This window comes from Embleya sp. NPDC127516 (genome assembly GCF_044765325.1).
In the GTDB taxonomy this organism is placed as follows: Bacteria; Actinomycetota; Actinomycetes; order Streptomycetales; family Streptomycetaceae; genus Embleya.
The window spans coordinates 200,314-217,526 of the sequence record NZ_JBIWJT010000007.1; the positions used below are offsets into that span (position 1 = coordinate 200,314).

Here is a 17,213-nt window from a genome sequence, read left to right on the forward strand (position 1 = left end):
CGGCACACCGACGGCCGACCGCCGACTCACAGTGCACCGACTCGGGCCCACCGACCCGCCGACCCGATTGCCGCGCCGGCCTTCGCCTGCGCCCGAGATACCCGACCAGTGAACGGAAGCGCCGATGACCCGCCGACCCGACACCGACGGCTGGAAGCGGGACGAACTGCTCGCCCGCGCCGCCGAGGCGCCCGACGCGCTCGCGCTGTTCGCGACCGCGTCGGTGCGGCTGCGGCGCCTGGTCCCGTTCGACGCCGCCGTGTGGCGTGCGACCGATCCGCTCACCGGGTTGATCGCCGCGCCGATCCGGGTGCAGAACATCGACGCGGGTGGCTGCGCGGCGTTTTGGACCAGCGAGGCCGACCCGGGCACGATCAACGCTTTCCGTACCCTCGTGGACGCCCGGGTTCCGGCGGCGGCGCTGCGTGAGAGCACGGGCGATCGGCCCGAGCTCGGTCCGCTCTACGACGCGTACCTGCGCCCGCGCCGGTTCGGTGACGAACTGCGCGCGGTGCTGCGGACGGCGGGTCGGCCGTGGGGCAGCGTGAGCCTGTTCCGGGACCGGGATCGGCCGGCCTTCACCTCCGCCGACACCGAACTGGTCGCGGGTCTGTCCGCGCCACTCGCCAGGCGGCTGCGCGGCTTCCTGCGGCCGGGCGAGGTCACCGTCGAGGAGGTGGCCGGCACGGACGAGGCGACCGGCGTACTGCTCTTCGACCGCGCCGGACGCCTGATCTCGGCCAACGCGCAGGCCCGCGAGCGAATCGCGAGTGTGGCCGGCGAGGACGCGGAAACCACGATGCCGATGTGGATCGCCACCCTGGCGGCGGCCGGGACCGGTCGGGTGCGGGTGCGTACCCGGGCCGGACGCTGGCTGGTGTGCCACGCGTCCCGGCTGAGCGGCGACGACCCCTTCACGGTGGTGATGATCGAGGCGGCCCCGGCGTCCGAGGTGGCCGCGATCATCGTCGAGGCGTACGAACTGACCGGGCGCGAGGCCGAGATCACCCGTCTGATCGCGGGCGGCCTGGGCACCGACGAGATCGCCCGCCGACTGCACATCTCCAAACACACGGTGCGCGACCACATCAAGTCCGTCCTGTCCAAGGTCGGCGTCACCAGCCGCGGCGAACTGGTCGCCAAACTCTTCACCGAACACGTAGCCCCAGCCGCCACAGCCCAGGTCTCCCGCGTACGAACGGCGAGTTGATCGCACCGCGGCCCCGCCCGCGCGGCGCGGCGCCACGGTGGGGGCGTTGTCGGGAGGAGGGGCGTTGACAGAAGCAATATGGTCGTCCATATTGGAGTTATGGCGAGGGCATCGAAGAAGGAACAGATTCTGGACGCGGGGACCGAGACCGTGCGTCGGTTGGGGCTGGTCGGGGCGAGTGTGCGGGACATCACCGGAGGCGCGGGCGTGCCGCTGGGGTCGTTCTCGAACCACTTCGCCTCGAAGGAGGCGTTCGGGCTGGCCGTGCTGGATCGCTACTTCGCGGATGTGCGGACGATCGTGGCGGCGACGCTGGAGGACGCGAGTCGGCCGCCGGTCGAGCGGCTGCGTGCGTACTTCGACGTCGTCACCGAGAGGTTGGCCGGCCGCGAGTGGCGGGACGGCTGCCTGATCGGGAACACCGGCGTGGATTCGGCCGAGCACAGCGAGGTGATCCGCGAGCGCCTGGTGGAGATCTTCGCCGAATGGCGCGAGCCGTTCGCGCGGTGCCTCGCCGAGGCCGAGGCGGCCGGAGAGATCCGTACCGGGCTGCCGCCGCTCGACCTGGCCGACTATCTGCTCGCGTCCTGGCACGGCGCGATGTTGCGGATGAAGGTCGAGCGCGACCCCGGGCCGTTGGAGCGGTTCAAGACCGTCACATTCGCCACCGTGCTCGCCCCAGCCGCCGGCTGACCGGCACGCAGCGCCCGACGGCCCGGCCCCGACCCGGCCCACATCACCACCACACACACCCATGGCGCGCTCGGTCCCACCGAGCGGAATCGGAGTCAGTCATGTCCCATGTCGATCCGACCACCCTCCCCGCGATCGCCGCACACGACCCGCACCCGCGCCGCCGCATCCGGGTGCTCGACGCCTACATGTCCTACGTCGACACCGGCCCGCGCCCCGACGACGGCAATGCCGACGATCCGAACACCGGCCCCGGCCCCGTGGTCTTCCTGCACGGCAACCCGACGTCGTCCTACCTCTGGCGCAATGTGATCCCCCACCTCGCCGACCGACGACGCTGCCTGGCACCCGACCTGATCGGCATGGGCGCCTCGGACGCCGCACCCGACGGCGCCTATCGATACGCCGACCACGGCCGCCGGCTCGACGCCTGGTTCGACGCCGTACTGCCCGCCGGTCCGGTCACTCTCGTGCTGCACGACTGGGGCTCCGCGCTCGGCTTCGACTGGGCCCGCCGGCACGCCGACCGGGTGCGCGCCATCGCGTACATGGAGGCGATCGTGCAGCCCCGGCTGTGGTCGGACTTCCCGCCGGGGCGAGACACCCTGTTCCGGGCGATGCGCTCGGACCAGGGCGAACAGCTCGTCTTGGAGGAGAACTTCTTCATCGAGACGGTCTTGCCCAAGAGCATCCTGCGCACGCTCGACGAGACCGAGATGGATGCCTACCGCGCGCCGTTCCGCACCCGCGAGTCCCGCGTGCCCACCCTGGTCTTCCCCCGCGAACTTCCCATCGACGGTACCCCCGCCGATGTCGCGAACACGGTGGAGGAGTACGGGAGGTGGCTTGCGCACAGCCCGGTCCCGAAGCTGCTGATCACCGCCGAACCCGGGGCCATCCTGGTCGGCCGCGCACTGGAGTTCGCCCGAAGCTGGCCCCGGCAGAGCGAGGTAACGGTCGCCGGAAGCCACTACGTCCAAGAGGACTCGCCACACGAGATCGGCGCGGCGATACGGGAGTTCGTCCTGGGTGTGGAGGCCGACCGAACGACCGCCTGAGCCACGCCCCGCGGCACGCGGCGTGATTCGCCCGAGCGGACAGGAACTCCTGGCCCGCTCCCCACGGTTGACCCGATGACAGGCGGCCGGCCCCGGACACGGAGCCGGCCGGCGACGGGGGACGAGAGGCCGGCTCGTGGACGCATCCGCACTCGTGGCGCGACTCACCGCACCGGACACCCGGGCGGACCCCTACCCGCTGTACGAACAGGCCCACCGACTCGGCCCCGTGCTGTGGGTGAGCGACACGTTCGTCGTGGTGACCGGCTACGCCGAGGCCGATCGGGTGCTGCGCGACCGGGACTTCGGCGTACTCGACCGCGAACCGACCGCGGCCGTGTTCGGCGGGACCGAGGAACCGCCGTCCTGGGGGCTGCTCGGCCGCTCGATCCTGCAGAGCAACCCGCCCGTGCACACCAGGTTGCGCAAGCCGATCGCGGCCGTGTTCACCGCGCGCCGGATCCCCGCGCTGCGACCGGCCGTCGAGAACGCCGTGGACCGACTCCTGGCCGGGATGGCCGAGGCGGGGCGGGACTGGTGCGCGGGCCTGGGTGTGGTCGCGCCGAACACGTCTCGTGTGAACGGCACGTTGTCCGACGGGTCGCTGTTCAAGACCTGGACCTTGCCGCCGGACCAACAGCAACCCGAGGCCGGACACCGGTCGACCGGAGGGCTTCGGCGCGAGCGTGACCCGCGCGGACGGCCGGAGCATCGAGATCCACGTCACCGCCGGCATCGTCGGTGGTCCGACCCACGGCCCACGGCCCGCTGCTGCCGGCGCCGCCGCTGAATCAGGCCGAATTCTCCCGCGCGGTACGCGACTCGACCTGGTTCCGCCGATGAACCGCGCCGGCCGGCCGGGCCGACGCCGGACGCCCGGTTCTCGGGCGTCCGCGCGGCCTCGGGCCGACCGGGTCGCTCAACTGCCGGTGTCGCCTCGGGCGGCGCGCTCGTAGACCCGCTTGTCGGCGAGCGGTGGCAACTGTGGCTTGGGGTCCGGGAGGACCTCGGCCAAGAGCCGCTCGAAGTCGTCGTGGTCGAGCCACTCGGGCTCGCCTTCGGGCTGCGGATGCTCGTCCATGCCACGATGCTGCCACGCGACGGCGCGGTTGGCTGCCATCGGATCCGAATCAGTCCGTAATCAACCGGTTACCCGGCCGATTCGAGACTTCCCCGCGATGGCACGGGCCGGCCGCCGCATACCGGCCGACATCGGGTCCAACGGGTTGTCGGGGCACCCGCATCGACTCGTGCCCTGCGCGGAGTTCGACGCGGCGACGGCGTGAAGGCCGCACCGGCTCGGGCCGGCCTGCGACCCGCCGGGACGGGCGATGCGGCGCTTCCGCCGCAGCGCTTCGTCGGCTCCGACGTGGCTTGGCCGGCTCCGACGCGGTGCTTCGGAAACGCGAATGTGCGTGTGGGGCTCGATGCATAGACTTCGCGGATGATCGCTTCGGAGCCGACGCAGGTGGGGGAGGACGCGCTCGCGGTGCGGGCGGCGTTGGCCGCCGCGCGGGTGGGTCTGGTCGATCGCGAGGTGGTCGCCGAGGTGGTGACGCTGTGCGCGGTCGCGGGTGAACATCTGCTGGTGGTCGGTCCACCCGGGACGGCGAAGTCTTTGGCGGTGCGCCGGATCGCGGAGCAGCTCGGCGGGCGCTACTTCGAGTACCTGTTGGGCCGATTCACCGAGCCGAACGAGATCTTCGGCCCGGTCGACCTGCGCCGACTGCGTGAGGGCGTCGTCGAGATCGAGACGGCCGGCATGTTGCCGGAGGCGGAGATCGCCTTTCTGGACGAGGTGTTCCTCGGCTCCACCGCGATCCTGAACACGCTGCTCGGGCTGCTCAACGAACGGGTCTTCCGGCGCGGCGCAACCGTGCTGGCGGCGCCGCTGCGGGTGTGTGTCGGAGCCGCGAACCACGTTCCGGAGGATCCCGCGCAGGCGGCTTTCACGGACCGGTTCCTGGCCCGGGTGTTCGTCGAACCGGTCGCGGACGCGCGGCTGGAGGAACTGCTGGAGGAGGGCGACACCCGCGCCGCCGCTCGGCCCGAGGTGCCGGCCCCGCACGCGTGGGCCGGGCTCGATCGCCTCGCGGCGGCGGCGCTCGCCTGCGAACTCGGTTCGCTTCGACCGGTGTTGGCCACGGCGATCCGGCGCATGCGGGCGGCGGGCGTACCGATCACCGACCGGCGGGCGGTGCGCTCGCAACGACTGGTGGCCTCGGCCGCCGTCCTGGACGGGCGGGTGGTCGCGGAGGCCGGCGACCTGTGGACGCTGCCGCTGATCGCGCCGGACCCGGCCGCGCAGACGGCGGCACGCGAGGTGTTGGCCGACCTGATCGGCGACGCGGCCAACCGGGGCCTGTTCCATGCCGCCGAGGAGTACTCGCGGGGCAGCGCCGCCCGGGCACTGCGCCTGGTGGCCGCCGGCCGGGACCTGCTCGATCGATATGGGACGGAACCGGCCGACGAGGACCGGAGGTTGCGGCTGGAGGCGGTGCTGCGCGAGATCGACGCCGGTTTTGCGACACCCGACCTCGGCGCGGAACTGGCGGCGATCCGCGAGCGGTTGATCGCGGCCGTGGGGTCGTGATGACGGACGCCGCCGAGCCGACGAGGCACGCGGAGGGCGGGCATGCGCGATCGCCGGGGCGGATCAACCCGGCCGGCCCCGCGGAGGTGATCGGCCCCCGGGACCCGGCCGGGTCCGTGCCTGCGACGGCCTCCGGTCCACGCGACGAGCCGTTCGCGGCCGGCCCCGCCGCGCCCGTGTGGCATCCCCGGGAACCGCCGCTTCCGATCGCCGCCGTCCTGGCCCGCGGTTCGGCCGTGCCGGGCCTCGCGCTGCGCATCGTCGATCGGTTGGAGCGCGGGGACGTCCTGCGTGCCGTCGGTGATCGGGACTGGCTGGTCGTCGTGGGGGAGGACCTGCCCTGGCTGGACGGGCTGCGCTATCTCGGGTGGGACGGGGAGGCCCTGACGCCCACCACGATGCGGCCGGCGCCCTCGGCCGAGTTGTGGCGTCTCGCGCTGGGGCCCCGCGACCTCGTGGTTCTGCTGCCGGACGGAGTTCTCGTGGCGCCGATGCCCGCCGGTCCGGCGGACCGGGACGCGCTGGCGACCCTGGCTGCCGGCGGCGCCGGGTGAGGCTGCCGGACGCGCTCGCGCCCTGGGCCGGTCCGTTGCGCGCACTCACCCCCGAACTCGGCACCGCGTTGGGGCCGATGATTCGACGACTGGACACGATGTTGTCGGCGGCCGAACCAGGCGCCGCCCCGGCCGGGGAGTTCGCGGGCTACGGCGGGATCGGCCGACGCGGACACCCGGAGCGGCTGCTCGCATCCGAGTGGTTGTGGGCCCAGGAGTGCGGGACGGAGTTCCTGCGCCGTGCGGTGTCCGGTGAACTGCTCTACCTGGAGCGTGGTTTCGTCGACCCGCGAACGACCGGTCGGGTGGTCGTGCTGGTCGATGCCGGACCGCTCCAGGCCGGTGCGCCGCGTCTGGTGCAACTCGCCTGCCTGATCGTGCTGGCCGCGAAGGCCCGGGCGCGCGACATGGAGCTGGTGGTCGAAGTGCTCGGCACGGATCCGGGCACCCGGCTCACCGGTGATCTGCGTCGGATCCTGCGCTCCTGGCTGAACATCCGTCTGGATCGGCCACCCACACCCGGGCAGGTCGCGGCGCGCGTGGCCGAGACGGACGCCGCCGACGAGGTGTGGATCCTGGGCACCACCGCCACGGGACCTCGGGTGATCACCGCGCGCGAGGCGGAATGGACCGCCGCGGGCGCGTCGCGCGTCCTGGTGTCGATCGCCGGGGCGACCGTGGAACTCCCCCTGCCCGCGCCCGAGATCGCGGTCCGAGCCTTGCGCGGACGCGAGTTCGCCGCGATCGTGTCGACCCCGCCGCGGCCCCCGGTGGGCCCGCTGCGGCTGCCCGCGTTCACCGGGGGGTCGCGATACCTGCTGATGCGCGGCGAGGGGCCGGGCGAGCTGCTCTCGGTGTACATCCCCACCGACGGCAGACCGTTGGGCCGACCGACCCGGCACGGCTTCCGCGGCACCGTCCACGCCGCGTCCTGGTGGGGCCGCCGACTGATCGTGGTGACGCTCGCCCGAGGGGAGTTCGCCGTACACGTGATCGGGCGACCGTTTTGGGACGCGGAGGATATCGGTGGGCCGATCGAGGGGTTCGACGCGGACCCGGGCGCGATGACCGGTGACGATCCGATCCGGCCGGTCCTGCACGTACCGGGGGCGGTGCTCTGGCGGATCGGCGACGCGTGGTGGCGGTTGTGCGCGCGGGAGTCACCGGTTCGGACCGAGCAGGTCTCGATCGCGCCGGGTGTCGGTTCGTTCCGGGACGAACCGCTGATGACCGCTCCGACCGGCACCCGACATCTGCGATTCACCGGCGGGCCCAGGCCGATCACGGCGGTCGACGTCACCGATCACCTGCTGGGCGGCGGCGCGTTCGGGTGGTGCGCCGAGGATCCGACCAGGTGGCGGATCCACACCGCGCCGGACGCCCCGGAGCAGGTGTTGCACGTCCCGCTCGGGGTGCGACCCATCGGTCTGGTCGTCGAGGACGGCAGGGCCGCGATCGTGAGCACGTCGGCGGGCGATGCGCTGGTGCGCGCGCACACCTCGGACGGCGACCGGGTGCTGGGCGCCTGGTCGGACGCGACGGACCCGTTGACGGTACATCCGACGCTGCCGCTGATCGCCATGCGGGACCGGACCGGGCGGATCAGGGTCGGCCACGCGGTGACCGGCCGGGTCCTGGCGACCTTGGCGGCGGTATGACGGGCGCGACAGGGGACCGGACGCGGGACGGGGCACCGGGAGGGGCGCCGTGCGGGACCCCCGATGGGTCGTCGGACAGGTTGCCGTGCGGGACCCCCGACGGGTCGCCGGGCCGCGGCGCGACCGGGTATCGCGGTTCGGTGCGGGCCGCCGGATTCCTCCTGGACGTGCCGGTCCTGGGGCGGGACGAGGCCGCCGCCCGGGTGTTGACCCTGTGGGACCCCGGCGCCCGGCTGTACGCGCTGCCGGACGGGCGCTGGTTGATGCGGCTCGGGGCGGAGCGTGTCGTGCGGGCCGAGCACGCGCCCGGCACGCCGCTGTGCGGGATCGATCAGGCCCTGGCGGAACCGGGGTTGCGGCCAGGTCCCGGTGACCGGGGATACCTGGTGGGACGTTCCGGTGGGCGGCGGGTCACCGTCGCCCTGGCCGGGTTGCCGGTCCTGACGCCCGCGTCGTGGCTGCGCGTCGAGGGGTTGCCGATCCGGCGGTTGCCCGCGCTCGACGCGGTCGAGGCCTGCCCCGAAGCCCCGATCGAGCCGGCTCCGGAAGCCGCTTCGGACCTGCGGGCGAGGGCGGGGGTGGGCCGGCGCGACGAGCGGGCGGAACGGGTCGCGGCCGAGTTGGCGAACCCCCGCGTCGGCGGCCGGGGTTCGGCGAGGTTCGGGCGAGCCTTCGCGGGGTTCGGGCGAGGCTCCGCGCGATCGCTGCCGCACGCGGGGCGCGAACCGTTCGCCTTCCTCGGGATCGTCGCCTCGGTCGGTGTCCTCGCCCTGGTCGTCGGTGGCGCCGTCGCGGTCCTCGGCACGGTGACCGACGGCCGAGCCCCGACCGCGTTGCTCGGTGCCGTCCTGGTGTCGGCCGCGCTGCTGTGGCGTCGACGCTCTCGCGGCGCCCCTGCGGGCCGGTACACGACGGCCGATCGAGGCACCGGGAAAGCGGAGGCCCCTCTCGTCGGTGGCTCCCGGGACGGGACCCGCCCTCGCCGTCCGCTCGCACGGCTCCTGGGCGCCCCCGGCGCCCGCCTCGCCGAGTTGCTGATGCGAAGCCCCATGGCCCGCTTGGTCGCCGATCGGCAGGAGCGCTATCTGCGTGACCTTGCCCGGCAGTTCGAGCGCGGTCGTTACCACGAGGGGCTGCGGAACGGCATCGCGCTGTCCGAGGCGTCGGCCGAAGGGCGGCGGGTTCCGCCGGCGCTCGGGGTGCCGAGGCCGCGAACCGGCGACCTGAGGCCGGCCGTCCGGGTCGGCCCGGTGGGCGCCGCGCTGCGGGCCGAACCGGCGATGTTCGCCCGGCTGCGCGTGTTGTACACGGATGCGGCCGAACGCCTCGAGCGGGACGACCGGATCGACGAGGCCGCGTTCGCGCTCGCGGACCTGCTCGGCTCACCGGACGCGGCGGTGGCCCTGTACACCCGCCACGGTCGCTTCCGTGAGGCCGCCGAACTGGCCGAGAGCCGCATGGCGGCACCGGACCTGGTGGTGGGGCTGTGGTGGCGCGCCGGCGAGCGGGAGCGGGCGGTGCGGCACGCGCGGCTGCACGGCGCGTTCGCGACCGCGATCGGACGGCTGACGCCGACCGACCCGCAGACGGCCGCCGCGTTGCGTGCGGAGTGGGTCGCGGCCTGCCGGGCGATCGGCGATCATCTGGGCGCGGTGGAGGCCGCCTGGCCCGACCGCGACCTGCGCCCGGCGGTGGCCGCCGATGTGACGGCCGGCATCGCACTGGGCGGCACGACCGGGGCACGGCTGCTGGCATACCTCGCCACGGAGGCGCCGGTCGAGCAGGCCAGGCCTGCGGTGGTGGCGTTCCTGGACGCGGACGTGGGCGCGGGCGGGGCCGAGGCGCGCGACAGCGGGGTCGAGCCCGGCGACCGGGCCTCGACCACGGAGTCGGCAGCCGGAAGCGGCGCCGGCTCCGGACCGATCGCGGTCCGCGCCGACCGCACCGCGCTGGACACCTTCACGTCCGCACTGGCCGAGTTGTCGGCCGCCGACCCCGCGTGGGATCGCGAACTGGCCACCCTGGCCGCCCGGGCCCTGGCCCGCGCTTCGGGACGGCCCGCCGGGATGATCGCCGCGCCGCCCGGAAGCGTGCGCCGTCGATTCGACGCACTCCGCGTCCGCGCCGATCCGCTCGCCGCGGTCGATCTGCGTCCGCCCGAGGAACCCGGGCGCGGGCGGCGGGACGGCCCGGTCGCGGTGACCGCCGGCGACCTCCCGGGGCGGGTGTCGGTCCGAAGTGCCGCCGCCCTGCCCGACGGCACGGTCCTGGTCGCGTGCGGCGCGGCCGGTACCCGACTGTTCGGCCCCGACGGCCGCGAGCGGGTTCGCTGGGACGTGCCGGCGCACGGGATCGTCCTGGCCGACCACGGCGCCGTCGCGTTGTTGGTCGCCGAACGCGGCGTGTCCCGTGACATCCACCGACTGGAGGTGCTCACCCGTCGGATCCGCCACTGGGCCACCGTGTCGGCACGGGAGTTCCCCGACTCGTTCGACGGCGCACACCTGGTGACGTTGGATCAGGGGGTGATCACGGTGCTCGACACGACCACCCCGCGACCGCGCGTGGTCTGGCGTGAGGACGCCGCACCCGCGCCGTTCCTCGGCGTGACTCGGACCGCGACCTCCTGCGCGGCCCTGGCACAGACCCGGGAGGGTGCCGAACGGATGACGGAACTCGTCAAGTGGCGCTGGGACATGCCGGGATGGACGCTGCGGGAACGGTCCATCCTGGAGGGCGCGATGCCACCTTCTCTGGTCACCGGTACCGGTGTCGTCGTTCCCACCGTCTTCGAGGCGGTCCTCGTCTCCGGTGATGCCCACCTGCTCGTGTCGAGCGAGGGCTCGGCGTCGGTGTACCCGGGCACGGACACCGACGCCATCGCGGACATCGCCTTTCCCGGTGCCGCCCCCGACACCATCGGCTTCCGGGAACACGCGGGCCGGATCACCGCCTGGGACCGCTCGGGCCGGATCGTGGTGTTGGACGGCCCTTCCGTGCGCGCCCTCTTTCGAACCTGATCGATCATCAGGTCGCTTTGTGACCAACCCGGATGACGGCACATCAGTTTTCAGGTGATGTCCTCGGTCCCCTTGGCGGCGGATCCCGGCAGTGCTTCAATGTGACTCGTCCTTGTTAGGAAACTTTCCTAACAAAGGATGGACACGGAGCCCCCCGAACGTGGCCGTAGAGCCGGAACGGAGACGCACGTGCACTCTCACCTCGGACGAAGCCGCAAGCGCCTGACTCTGCTTGTGGCCGCCGGACTGCTGATCGCGGTACCCGGGCCGCTGGCCCACGCGGCGACGAACGACGCCGCGCAGTCGGGTTCGACCGGCGCGGCGGCCCAGGTCGCCGCCGCGCGGATCGGATTGGACGACCCGCACAAGAAGGACATCGCCATGCAACTGGTGTCCAGTGCGGAGAACTCCACCCTGGACTGGAAGGCGCAGTACAAGTACATCGAGGACATCGACGACGGGCGCGGATACACGGCCGGAATCATCGGCTTCTGTTCCGGCACCGGTGACATGCTCGACCTGGTCGAGTTGTACACCGCGCGCAAGCCCGGCAACGTGCTGGCCAAGTTCCTGCCCGCACTTCGCAAGGTCAACGGCACGGACTCACACGCCGGCTTGGGCAGTTCGTTCACCAAGGCCTGGGTGACCGCCGCCGGCGACGCCGACTTCCGCCAGGCACAGAACGACGAGCGGGACCGCGTGTACTTCAACCCGGCGGTCAACCGCGGCAAGTCGGACGGGCTGGGCGCACTCGGCCAGTTCATCTACTACGACGCGATCGTCATGCACGGCGACGGCGGCGACCGGGACAGCTTCAGCTCGATCCGCGCCAACGCGCTCAAGAAGGCCAAGCCGCCGGCCCAGGGCGGCAACGAGACCACCTACCTCAACGCCTTCCTCGACGCCCGCAAGGTCGCGATGAAGCACGAGGACGCGCACAGCGACACCAGCCGGGTCGACACCGCACAGCGCGTCTTCCTCAAGGCCGGCAACCTCGACCTCAACCCGCCGCTGAACTGGAAGGTCTACGGCGACAGCTACTCGATCAAGAGCTGATCGAGGCCGCACCGACCACCCGAGGACCCACCACCCCCGAGCCCGACCACCCCCGAGCGCGACCCCGGCTACACCCGGCACTCGGCGCCCCGCCCGGCCCCGGCCCGAAGCACGGCCGAGCCGACCCAGCCACCCTGCTCTTCCCGCACGACGAAAGGCCACCGCGGCCCGCGGTGGCCTTTCGCGCACGATCCGTGACATCGGCCCCACGCGGAGCGCGCGCGTTCCACCCCGGGAGAGCCTGCGGGTCGCCGCCGCGTGTCGTCGCAGGACACGGTTGTGGGGCGAGATGTCCTGTGTCGCCGGCACGTGTCAGGATTGCGCGGTGACTGACGTGGGTTGGGATGCGGCGCTGGTGGGGCGGGGCGAGGAGGTCGCCCGGCTCGACGAGGCGTTGGCGCGTGGGCGGGCGGGTGATCCCTGTGCCGTGCTGCTGGCCGGGGACGCCGGAGTCGGCAAGACCCGGCTGCTCGCGGAGGCCGCCGCACGGGCGGCCGGCGCCGGCATGACCGTGTTGACCGGCCACTGTGTGGATCTCGGTGACGTCGGTCTGCCCTACCTGCCGTTCGTCGAGGTGCTGCGCCGGCTGGACGCCGAGGAGCGGTACGCCGACCTGTTGGCCGCGCACCCGGCCGTCGATCGGCTGCTGCGCGCCGGCGGGGGCGCGGCGGAGTACGCCGGCACGATGCCGGATTCCGGGGTGCGGCTGCGGCTGTTGGAGGACGTCGCGGCGCTGCTCGGTGACCTCGCCGAGTCGGCTCCCGTCCTGCTGGTGGTCGAGGACCTGCACTGGGCCGACCAGTCCACCCGCGACCTGCTGCGCTTCCTGTTGAGCCGGTTGTTGCCGCAGCGCCCGGGTGGCGCCGCATACCAGCGGTTGACCGTGCTGGCCTCCTACCGCTCGGACGACCTGCATCGGCGGCACCCGCTGCGCCCGCTGCTGGCCGAGTTGGTCCGCCTGCCCTCGGTCGGGCGGCTGGACCTGCGCCCGATGGACGACGAGGACGTGGCCAGCCTGGTGCGCGGCCTGGACGCCCACCCGCTGCCCGAGCACACCGTACGGGCCATCGTCGAGCGGGCCGAGGGCAACGCGTTCTACGCCCAGGAACTGCGCGCCGCCACCGACACCGCGGTGGGCGGTGTGCCCAGCGGCCTGGCCGAGGTGCTGCTCACTCGGATCGAGCAGATGTCGGGCACCGCCCAGCGGGTGATCCGCACGGCCGCCGTGGCCGGTCGCCGGGTCGAGCACGGGTTGCTCCGGGACGCCGTCGAGCTGCCGGACGACGAGTTGGAGGCGGCGCTGCGCGAGGCGGTCGGACGGCACCTTCTGGTGGCCGGCGAGGGCGACACCTACGCGTTCCGCCACGCGCTGATCCGCGAGGCGGCGTACGCGGACCTGCTGCCGGGCGAACGGGTACGGATCCACGCGGTGTTCGGCCGCCTGCTCGGCGCCGCGGAGCGCCGGGTCGCCAGTCCGGCCGAGCGGGCCCACCACCACCGGGCCGCGCACGACCTGCCCGGAGCACTCACCGCGTCGATCGAGGCGGCCGACCACGCCGCGCGCATGGGTGCGCCCGCCGAGGAGATGCGCTGGGTCGAAACGGCCCTCGAGGTATGGGACGCGGTGCCGAACGCGCGGGAGTTGGTCGACAGCGACAACGTGTCGCTGATGTTGCGCGCGTCCGCGGCCGCGGTCCGAGCCGGTGAGGCGCACCGTGCCGTCGCGTTCGCGCGTACCGCACTGGATCGGCTCGGTGAGCACGCGGACGTCGACCTGGCGGTGACCGTGCGCTACACGCTCGCCTCCAGCCTGATGAGCGTGGACGACCTCCAGGCCGCGTTCGAGTACAGCAGACAGGCGCTCGAGATGATTCCGGCCGAGCCGCCGTCGCACACCTGGTTGTGGGCGGCGGCCACGTACGTGCAGGCCGCGTACTACTACAAGGACGACGAGACCGCCCGGCGCGTCGGTCGCCAGGTGCTGGCGGTCGCCGAGGAACTCGGCACGGACGACGCCCTCGCCGACGCGATCATCTCGCTGACCGGTCTGGAATCCAGTCGGCAGTCCGACGAGGGACGCCAACGGCTGGTTCAGGCACGCGAGTTGGCACGGCGATCGGGCAATCCGACGATCGAGCTGCGGGCGCTGATGAACCTGGCCATGGGCACGTTCGAGTCGGGACTGCTCCAGGAGTGCCTGCGCTGGTTGGACGAGGGCCTGGAACTGGCCCGCAGCAGCACCAGGACCACGTCACCCTATCCGCTCGAGATGCGCTACCTGCGCGCCCAGCTCCTGTACACGCTGGGACGCTGGGACGACGCCCTGGCCGAGGTGCCCTCGACGGTGCCCTCGGCGTTCGGCCACGTCGCGGCGGCGGAGCTGTACGTGCTGCTGGGTCGCGGTGGGCCCGGTGCCGCGGAGCGGGCGCGGATCCTGTTCGAGGGGCGGCCGTTCAACTGGATGGGCGTGCTCGTGGGCGGTCTGGTGCTGACCGACGAGGCGGTCTGGCGCGGGGATTCCCGCGCGGCGGCCGACTGGGCGCGACGCACGCTGTCCGAACTGTCCGAGGAGCACAATCGGTACCCGGACGTGGGGGTGCGGTTGTCCGCCCTGGTGCTGTCCGCGATCGGCGACACGGTGGCCGAGCTGCGGGCCGCGGGCGACGCCGAGGGGGTGGAGCAGGAGATGGCGACGGCACGGGAGTTCATCGAACTGGCCCGCACCACGGCGACCTGGCCCGGTCGTCGCTATCCGCGCACCGGGGCGGAGGGCACCGCCTGGCTGCTGCGTGTCGAGGCCGAGTGGTCGCGGGTGTCCGGCGTTTCGGACGTCGCGCTGTGGGAGAAGACGGTCCGGGCGTTCGACTACGGCAACGTCTTCGAGGGCGCGCGCAGCGAACTGCGGCTGGTCCAGGCGCTGGTGGCGGCCGGACGCCGGGAGGAGGCGGCCGACCTGGCGCGGCGGGCGCGGGCGACGGCGGATCGGCTGGGGTCGGTGCCGCTGGGGGACGCGGTGGACGCGGCGGTGCGGCGCGCGCGGTTGGGCGATCCGAACCGGGCGCCGGCCGGCGAGGCGATGCTGACCGCGCGCGAGCAGGAGGTGTTGGAACTGCTCGCCAAGGGCCGGACCAACCGGCAGATCGGCGAGGAACTGTTCATCAGCGCCAAGACCGCGAGTGTGCACGTCTCCAACATCATGGCCAAGGTCGGCGCGTCCCGCCGCACCGAGGCCGTGGCCCTGGCCCGGCGCAGCGGGTTGCTCCCGGACTGAGCCGGGTGGGGTCATCCCCGGCCGAGCGCATTCGGGTCGGTCCCGGACCGAGCGGCGTCGATCCCGGGCGCCGGGGCCGGACGCGGCGGCGGGAGTTGCCCCGTCGGGGTTCGGATCCCATCCGTACCCGTAGCGCACCCCCGTCCCGGGCATACCGTACCTGTCGGCCGGGAGGGGTTCGGGATGGCTGGGCAAGTGCCTTCGGGGATGGGCGAGTTCGACGAGTTGGGGGAGGGGTACGACACCCCGTTCGACGGGGACGCGGCGAACGCGGGCCTGGGTCGGATGCTCACTCGGCTGCCGGTCGCGCTGGTGCAGGTGTGGCGACTGTCCCGGGCGGCGAGTCGGCGTGCGACGTGGCTGCTCATACTGGCCCAGTCGGCCGCCGGGGTGGCCACGGCGCTGGCGTTGCTGGCCACCGCGCGGGCGTTGGGGGCGCTGTTCGCCTCGGGGCCGGCGCCGGACCGGGTCGGTGCCGCGCTGCCGGCGGTGATCGCGGTGGTGTCGGCCACGGCGGTGCGGGCGGGGTTGGAGACCGTGGTGGCGGCGACCCAGGCGCGGTTGTCCCCGGGCATTCGCCGGGTGGCCGAGAATCGGCTGCACGCCGCGGCGGTCGGCGCGGATCTGGGTGCGTTCGACGACGCGGACTGGCACGACGCGCTGGCCCGGGCCCGCGATCGCGGCATCGATCACGCGCAACTGGCCCTGGGGCACGCGGTCGAGCTGTTGGGGGCGCTGGTGGGCCTGTTGGTCGGGATCGGGGTGGTGACCGGGTTGCATCCGGTGCTGCTGCCGCTGCTGGCCCTGTCGATCGCGCCGCAGGGGTGGGCGGCGCTGCGCTCGGCCCGGATCGGCTTCGAGGGCATGGTCCGGCGCATGACGCTGTATCGGCGACTGTGGTTGTTCGCCGACCTGCTCAGCGCCCGGGAGGCGGCGGCGGAGGTTCGGGCCTGTACCGCCGAACGACCGTTGCTGGCCGAATTCCGGCGGCTGGCCGGGTCGGTGGAGCGGGCGGAGGTCGGGGTCGGCTACGCGCAGGTCCGGGTGGGGCTGATCGGACGGACGCTCTCCGGCCTGGCGCTGGGAGCCACGTACGTCGCGCTTGGCCTGCTGGTGCGTGCCGAGGTCGTGCCGCTCGCGGTGGCGGGCACGGCGGTGCTGGCGGTGCGTACCGCGAGCGGTTCGCTGGCCACCTTGATGGTCGCGGTCGACCGGCTCTACGAGAAGTCCCTGTATATCGCCGACTATCACGCGTTCCTGGAGCAGGCGAGCGCGCGCGCACGGCCGGGGACGACGGCGGCGGTGCCGGTCGGGTTCGCCGAGATCCGGCTGCGGGACGTCCACTTCGGTTATCCCGGGAGTGCGCAGTCGGCGCTGCGCGGGGTGGATCTGGTGATCCGCCGGGGCGAGACGGTGGCCCTGGTCGGCGAGAACGGGTCCGGGAAGACCACGCTCGCACTCTTGTTGGCCGCGCTGTACCACGCGGACAAGGGCACGATGCACTGGGACGACACCGACCTGGCCGAGGTGGATCCGGCCGGGATCCGCGAGCAGGTGGCGCTGGTGATGCAGCAGCCGACCCGCTGGCCGCTGACCGCGCGCGGCAATATCGTGCTGGGGCGGGCCGATCGGGTGGATCCGGAGGGTGCGGCCATGCTGCGGGCGGCGCGGGACGCGGGGGCGGACGGGTTGATCGAGCGTCTGCCGCACGGGTACGACACGTTGTTGTCGAAGAAGTTCCGGGCCGGGGTGGATCTGTCCGGCGGTCAGTGGCAGCGGATCGGCATCGCGCGCGGCTTCTACCGGGACGCGCGTCTGTTGATCGCGGACGAGCCGACGGCGGCCCTGGACGCGCGGGCGGAGCACGCGGTGTACGCGAACATCCGGCGTTTGGCGGCGGGGCGCACGGTGGTGCTGATCAGCCATCGCCTGGCCTCGGTACGCGAATGCGATCGCATCGTGGTGTTGCGGGCGGGCGAGGTGGTCCAGCAGGGCACGCACGAGCAACTGATGTGCGAGGGCGGCGAGTACGCGGAGCTGTACCGCCTCCAGGCCCAGGCGTACGCCGACCCGGCGGGGTGAGACCGGCCCGGGGCGGGT

Annotated in this window: 12 protein-coding genes; 11 read left to right on the forward strand and 1 reads right to left on the reverse strand. The window is 73.2% G+C overall.

Features of this window, described 5'->3' with window-relative positions:
* The first annotated feature begins 124 nt into the window (after positions 1-124).
* The 4 genes from ACIRL2_RS16025 (at position 125) to ACIRL2_RS16040 (ending at position 3,751) form a co-directional block, all read left to right on the forward strand.
* The gene (locus ACIRL2_RS16025) at positions 125-1,210 is read left to right on the forward strand and encodes a LuxR C-terminal-related transcriptional regulator (protein ID WP_402232555.1); all 1,086 of its coding nucleotides are present in this window, start codon (positions 125-127) and stop codon (positions 1,208-1,210) included.
* Positions 1,211-1,309: 99 nt separating this feature from the next.
* Positions 1,310-1,903: a TetR family transcriptional regulator C-terminal domain-containing protein gene (locus tag ACIRL2_RS16030; RefSeq protein WP_395859267.1), complete on the forward strand. Its 594-nt coding sequence runs from the start codon at positions 1,310-1,312 to the stop codon at positions 1,901-1,903.
* A 101-nt stretch (positions 1,904-2,004) separates the two neighbouring features.
* Positions 2,005-2,961, forward strand: coding sequence for a haloalkane dehalogenase (locus ACIRL2_RS16035; RefSeq protein WP_395859268.1), 957 nt, complete (start codon positions 2,005-2,007; stop codon positions 2,959-2,961).
* Between the two features lie 136 nt (positions 2,962-3,097).
* Positions 3,098-3,751: a hypothetical protein gene (locus ACIRL2_RS16040; protein WP_402232558.1), complete on the forward strand. Its 654-nt coding sequence runs from the start codon at positions 3,098-3,100 to the stop codon at positions 3,749-3,751.
* Between the two features lie 129 nt (positions 3,752-3,880).
* On the opposite strand, the gene ACIRL2_RS16045 is transcribed toward ACIRL2_RS16040, so the two are convergent.
* On the reverse strand, positions 3,881-4,042 hold the full coding sequence (locus tag ACIRL2_RS16045) for a hypothetical protein (protein ID WP_402232560.1): 162 nt from the start codon (positions 4,040-4,042) through the stop codon (positions 3,881-3,883).
* Positions 4,043-4,405: 363 nt separating this feature from the next.
* Between ACIRL2_RS16045 and ACIRL2_RS16050 the strand changes: the two genes are divergently transcribed.
* The 7 genes from ACIRL2_RS16050 (at position 4,406) to ACIRL2_RS16080 (ending at position 17,195) form a co-directional block, all read left to right on the forward strand.
* A complete protein-coding gene (locus ACIRL2_RS16050) occupies positions 4,406-5,554 on the forward strand; it encodes an AAA family ATPase (protein ID WP_402232562.1) in 1,149 nt (382 codons plus the stop codon).
* Positions 5,554-6,108 (forward strand): hypothetical protein, encoded by a 555-nt coding sequence (locus ACIRL2_RS16055; RefSeq protein ID WP_395859272.1) that lies wholly within the window; start codon positions 5,554-5,556, stop codon positions 6,106-6,108. Before ACIRL2_RS16050 ends, ACIRL2_RS16055 begins: the two co-directional genes overlap by 1 nt.
* Positions 6,105-7,766, forward strand: coding sequence for a hypothetical protein (locus ACIRL2_RS16060; protein ID WP_402232564.1), 1,662 nt, complete (start codon positions 6,105-6,107; stop codon positions 7,764-7,766). Before ACIRL2_RS16055 ends, ACIRL2_RS16060 begins: the two co-directional genes overlap by 4 nt.
* Positions 7,767-7,906: 140 nt before the next feature.
* Positions 7,907-10,786, forward strand: coding sequence for a bpX6 domain-containing protein (locus ACIRL2_RS16065; RefSeq protein ID WP_402232566.1), 2,880 nt, complete (start codon positions 7,907-7,909; stop codon positions 10,784-10,786).
* A 138-nt stretch (positions 10,787-10,924) separates the two neighbouring features.
* On the forward strand, positions 10,925-11,842 hold the full coding sequence (locus ACIRL2_RS16070; protein ID WP_395859275.1) for a chitosanase: 918 nt from the start codon (positions 10,925-10,927) through the stop codon (positions 11,840-11,842).
* 289 nt (positions 11,843-12,131) lie between these two features.
* Complete coding sequence (locus ACIRL2_RS16075) at positions 12,132-15,113, forward strand: AAA family ATPase (RefSeq protein WP_395859276.1); 2,982 nt, start codon at positions 12,132-12,134, stop codon at positions 15,111-15,113.
* Between the two features lie 183 nt (positions 15,114-15,296).
* Entirely contained in the window at positions 15,297-17,195 is a 1,899-nt protein-coding gene (locus tag ACIRL2_RS16080; protein WP_402232568.1) for an ABC transporter ATP-binding protein, read from the forward strand.
* The last annotated feature ends 18 nt before the right edge of the window (positions 17,196-17,213 follow it).

What these genes read in the sequence shown, in the direction of transcription:
- ACIRL2_RS16025 (WP_402232555.1), top strand. Translation starts at nt 125, where the DNA reads ATGACCCGCCGACCCGACACCGACGGCTGGAAGCGGGACGAACTGCTC.
- ACIRL2_RS16030 (WP_395859267.1), top strand. Translation starts at nt 1,310, where the DNA reads ATGGCGAGGGCATCGAAGAAGGAACAGATTCTGGACGCGGGGACCGAG.
- ACIRL2_RS16035 (WP_395859268.1), top strand. Translation starts at nt 2,005, where the DNA reads ATGTCCCATGTCGATCCGACCACCCTCCCCGCGATCGCCGCACACGAC.
- ACIRL2_RS16045 (WP_402232560.1), bottom strand. Translation starts at nt 4,042, where the DNA reads ATGGACGAGCATCCGCAGCCCGAAGGCGAGCCCGAGTGGCTCGACCAC.
- ACIRL2_RS16050 (WP_402232562.1), top strand. Translation starts at nt 4,406, where the DNA reads ATGATCGCTTCGGAGCCGACGCAGGTGGGGGAGGACGCGCTCGCGGTG.
- ACIRL2_RS16055 (WP_395859272.1), top strand. Translation starts at nt 5,554, where the DNA reads ATGACGGACGCCGCCGAGCCGACGAGGCACGCGGAGGGCGGGCATGCG.
- ACIRL2_RS16070 (WP_395859275.1), top strand. Translation starts at nt 10,925, where the DNA reads ATGGACACGGAGCCCCCCGAACGTGGCCGTAGAGCCGGAACGGAGACG.
- ACIRL2_RS16075 (WP_395859276.1), top strand. Translation starts at nt 12,132, where the DNA reads ATGTCCTGTGTCGCCGGCACGTGTCAGGATTGCGCGGTGACTGACGTG.
- ACIRL2_RS16080 (WP_402232568.1), top strand. Translation starts at nt 15,297, where the DNA reads ATGGCTGGGCAAGTGCCTTCGGGGATGGGCGAGTTCGACGAGTTGGGG.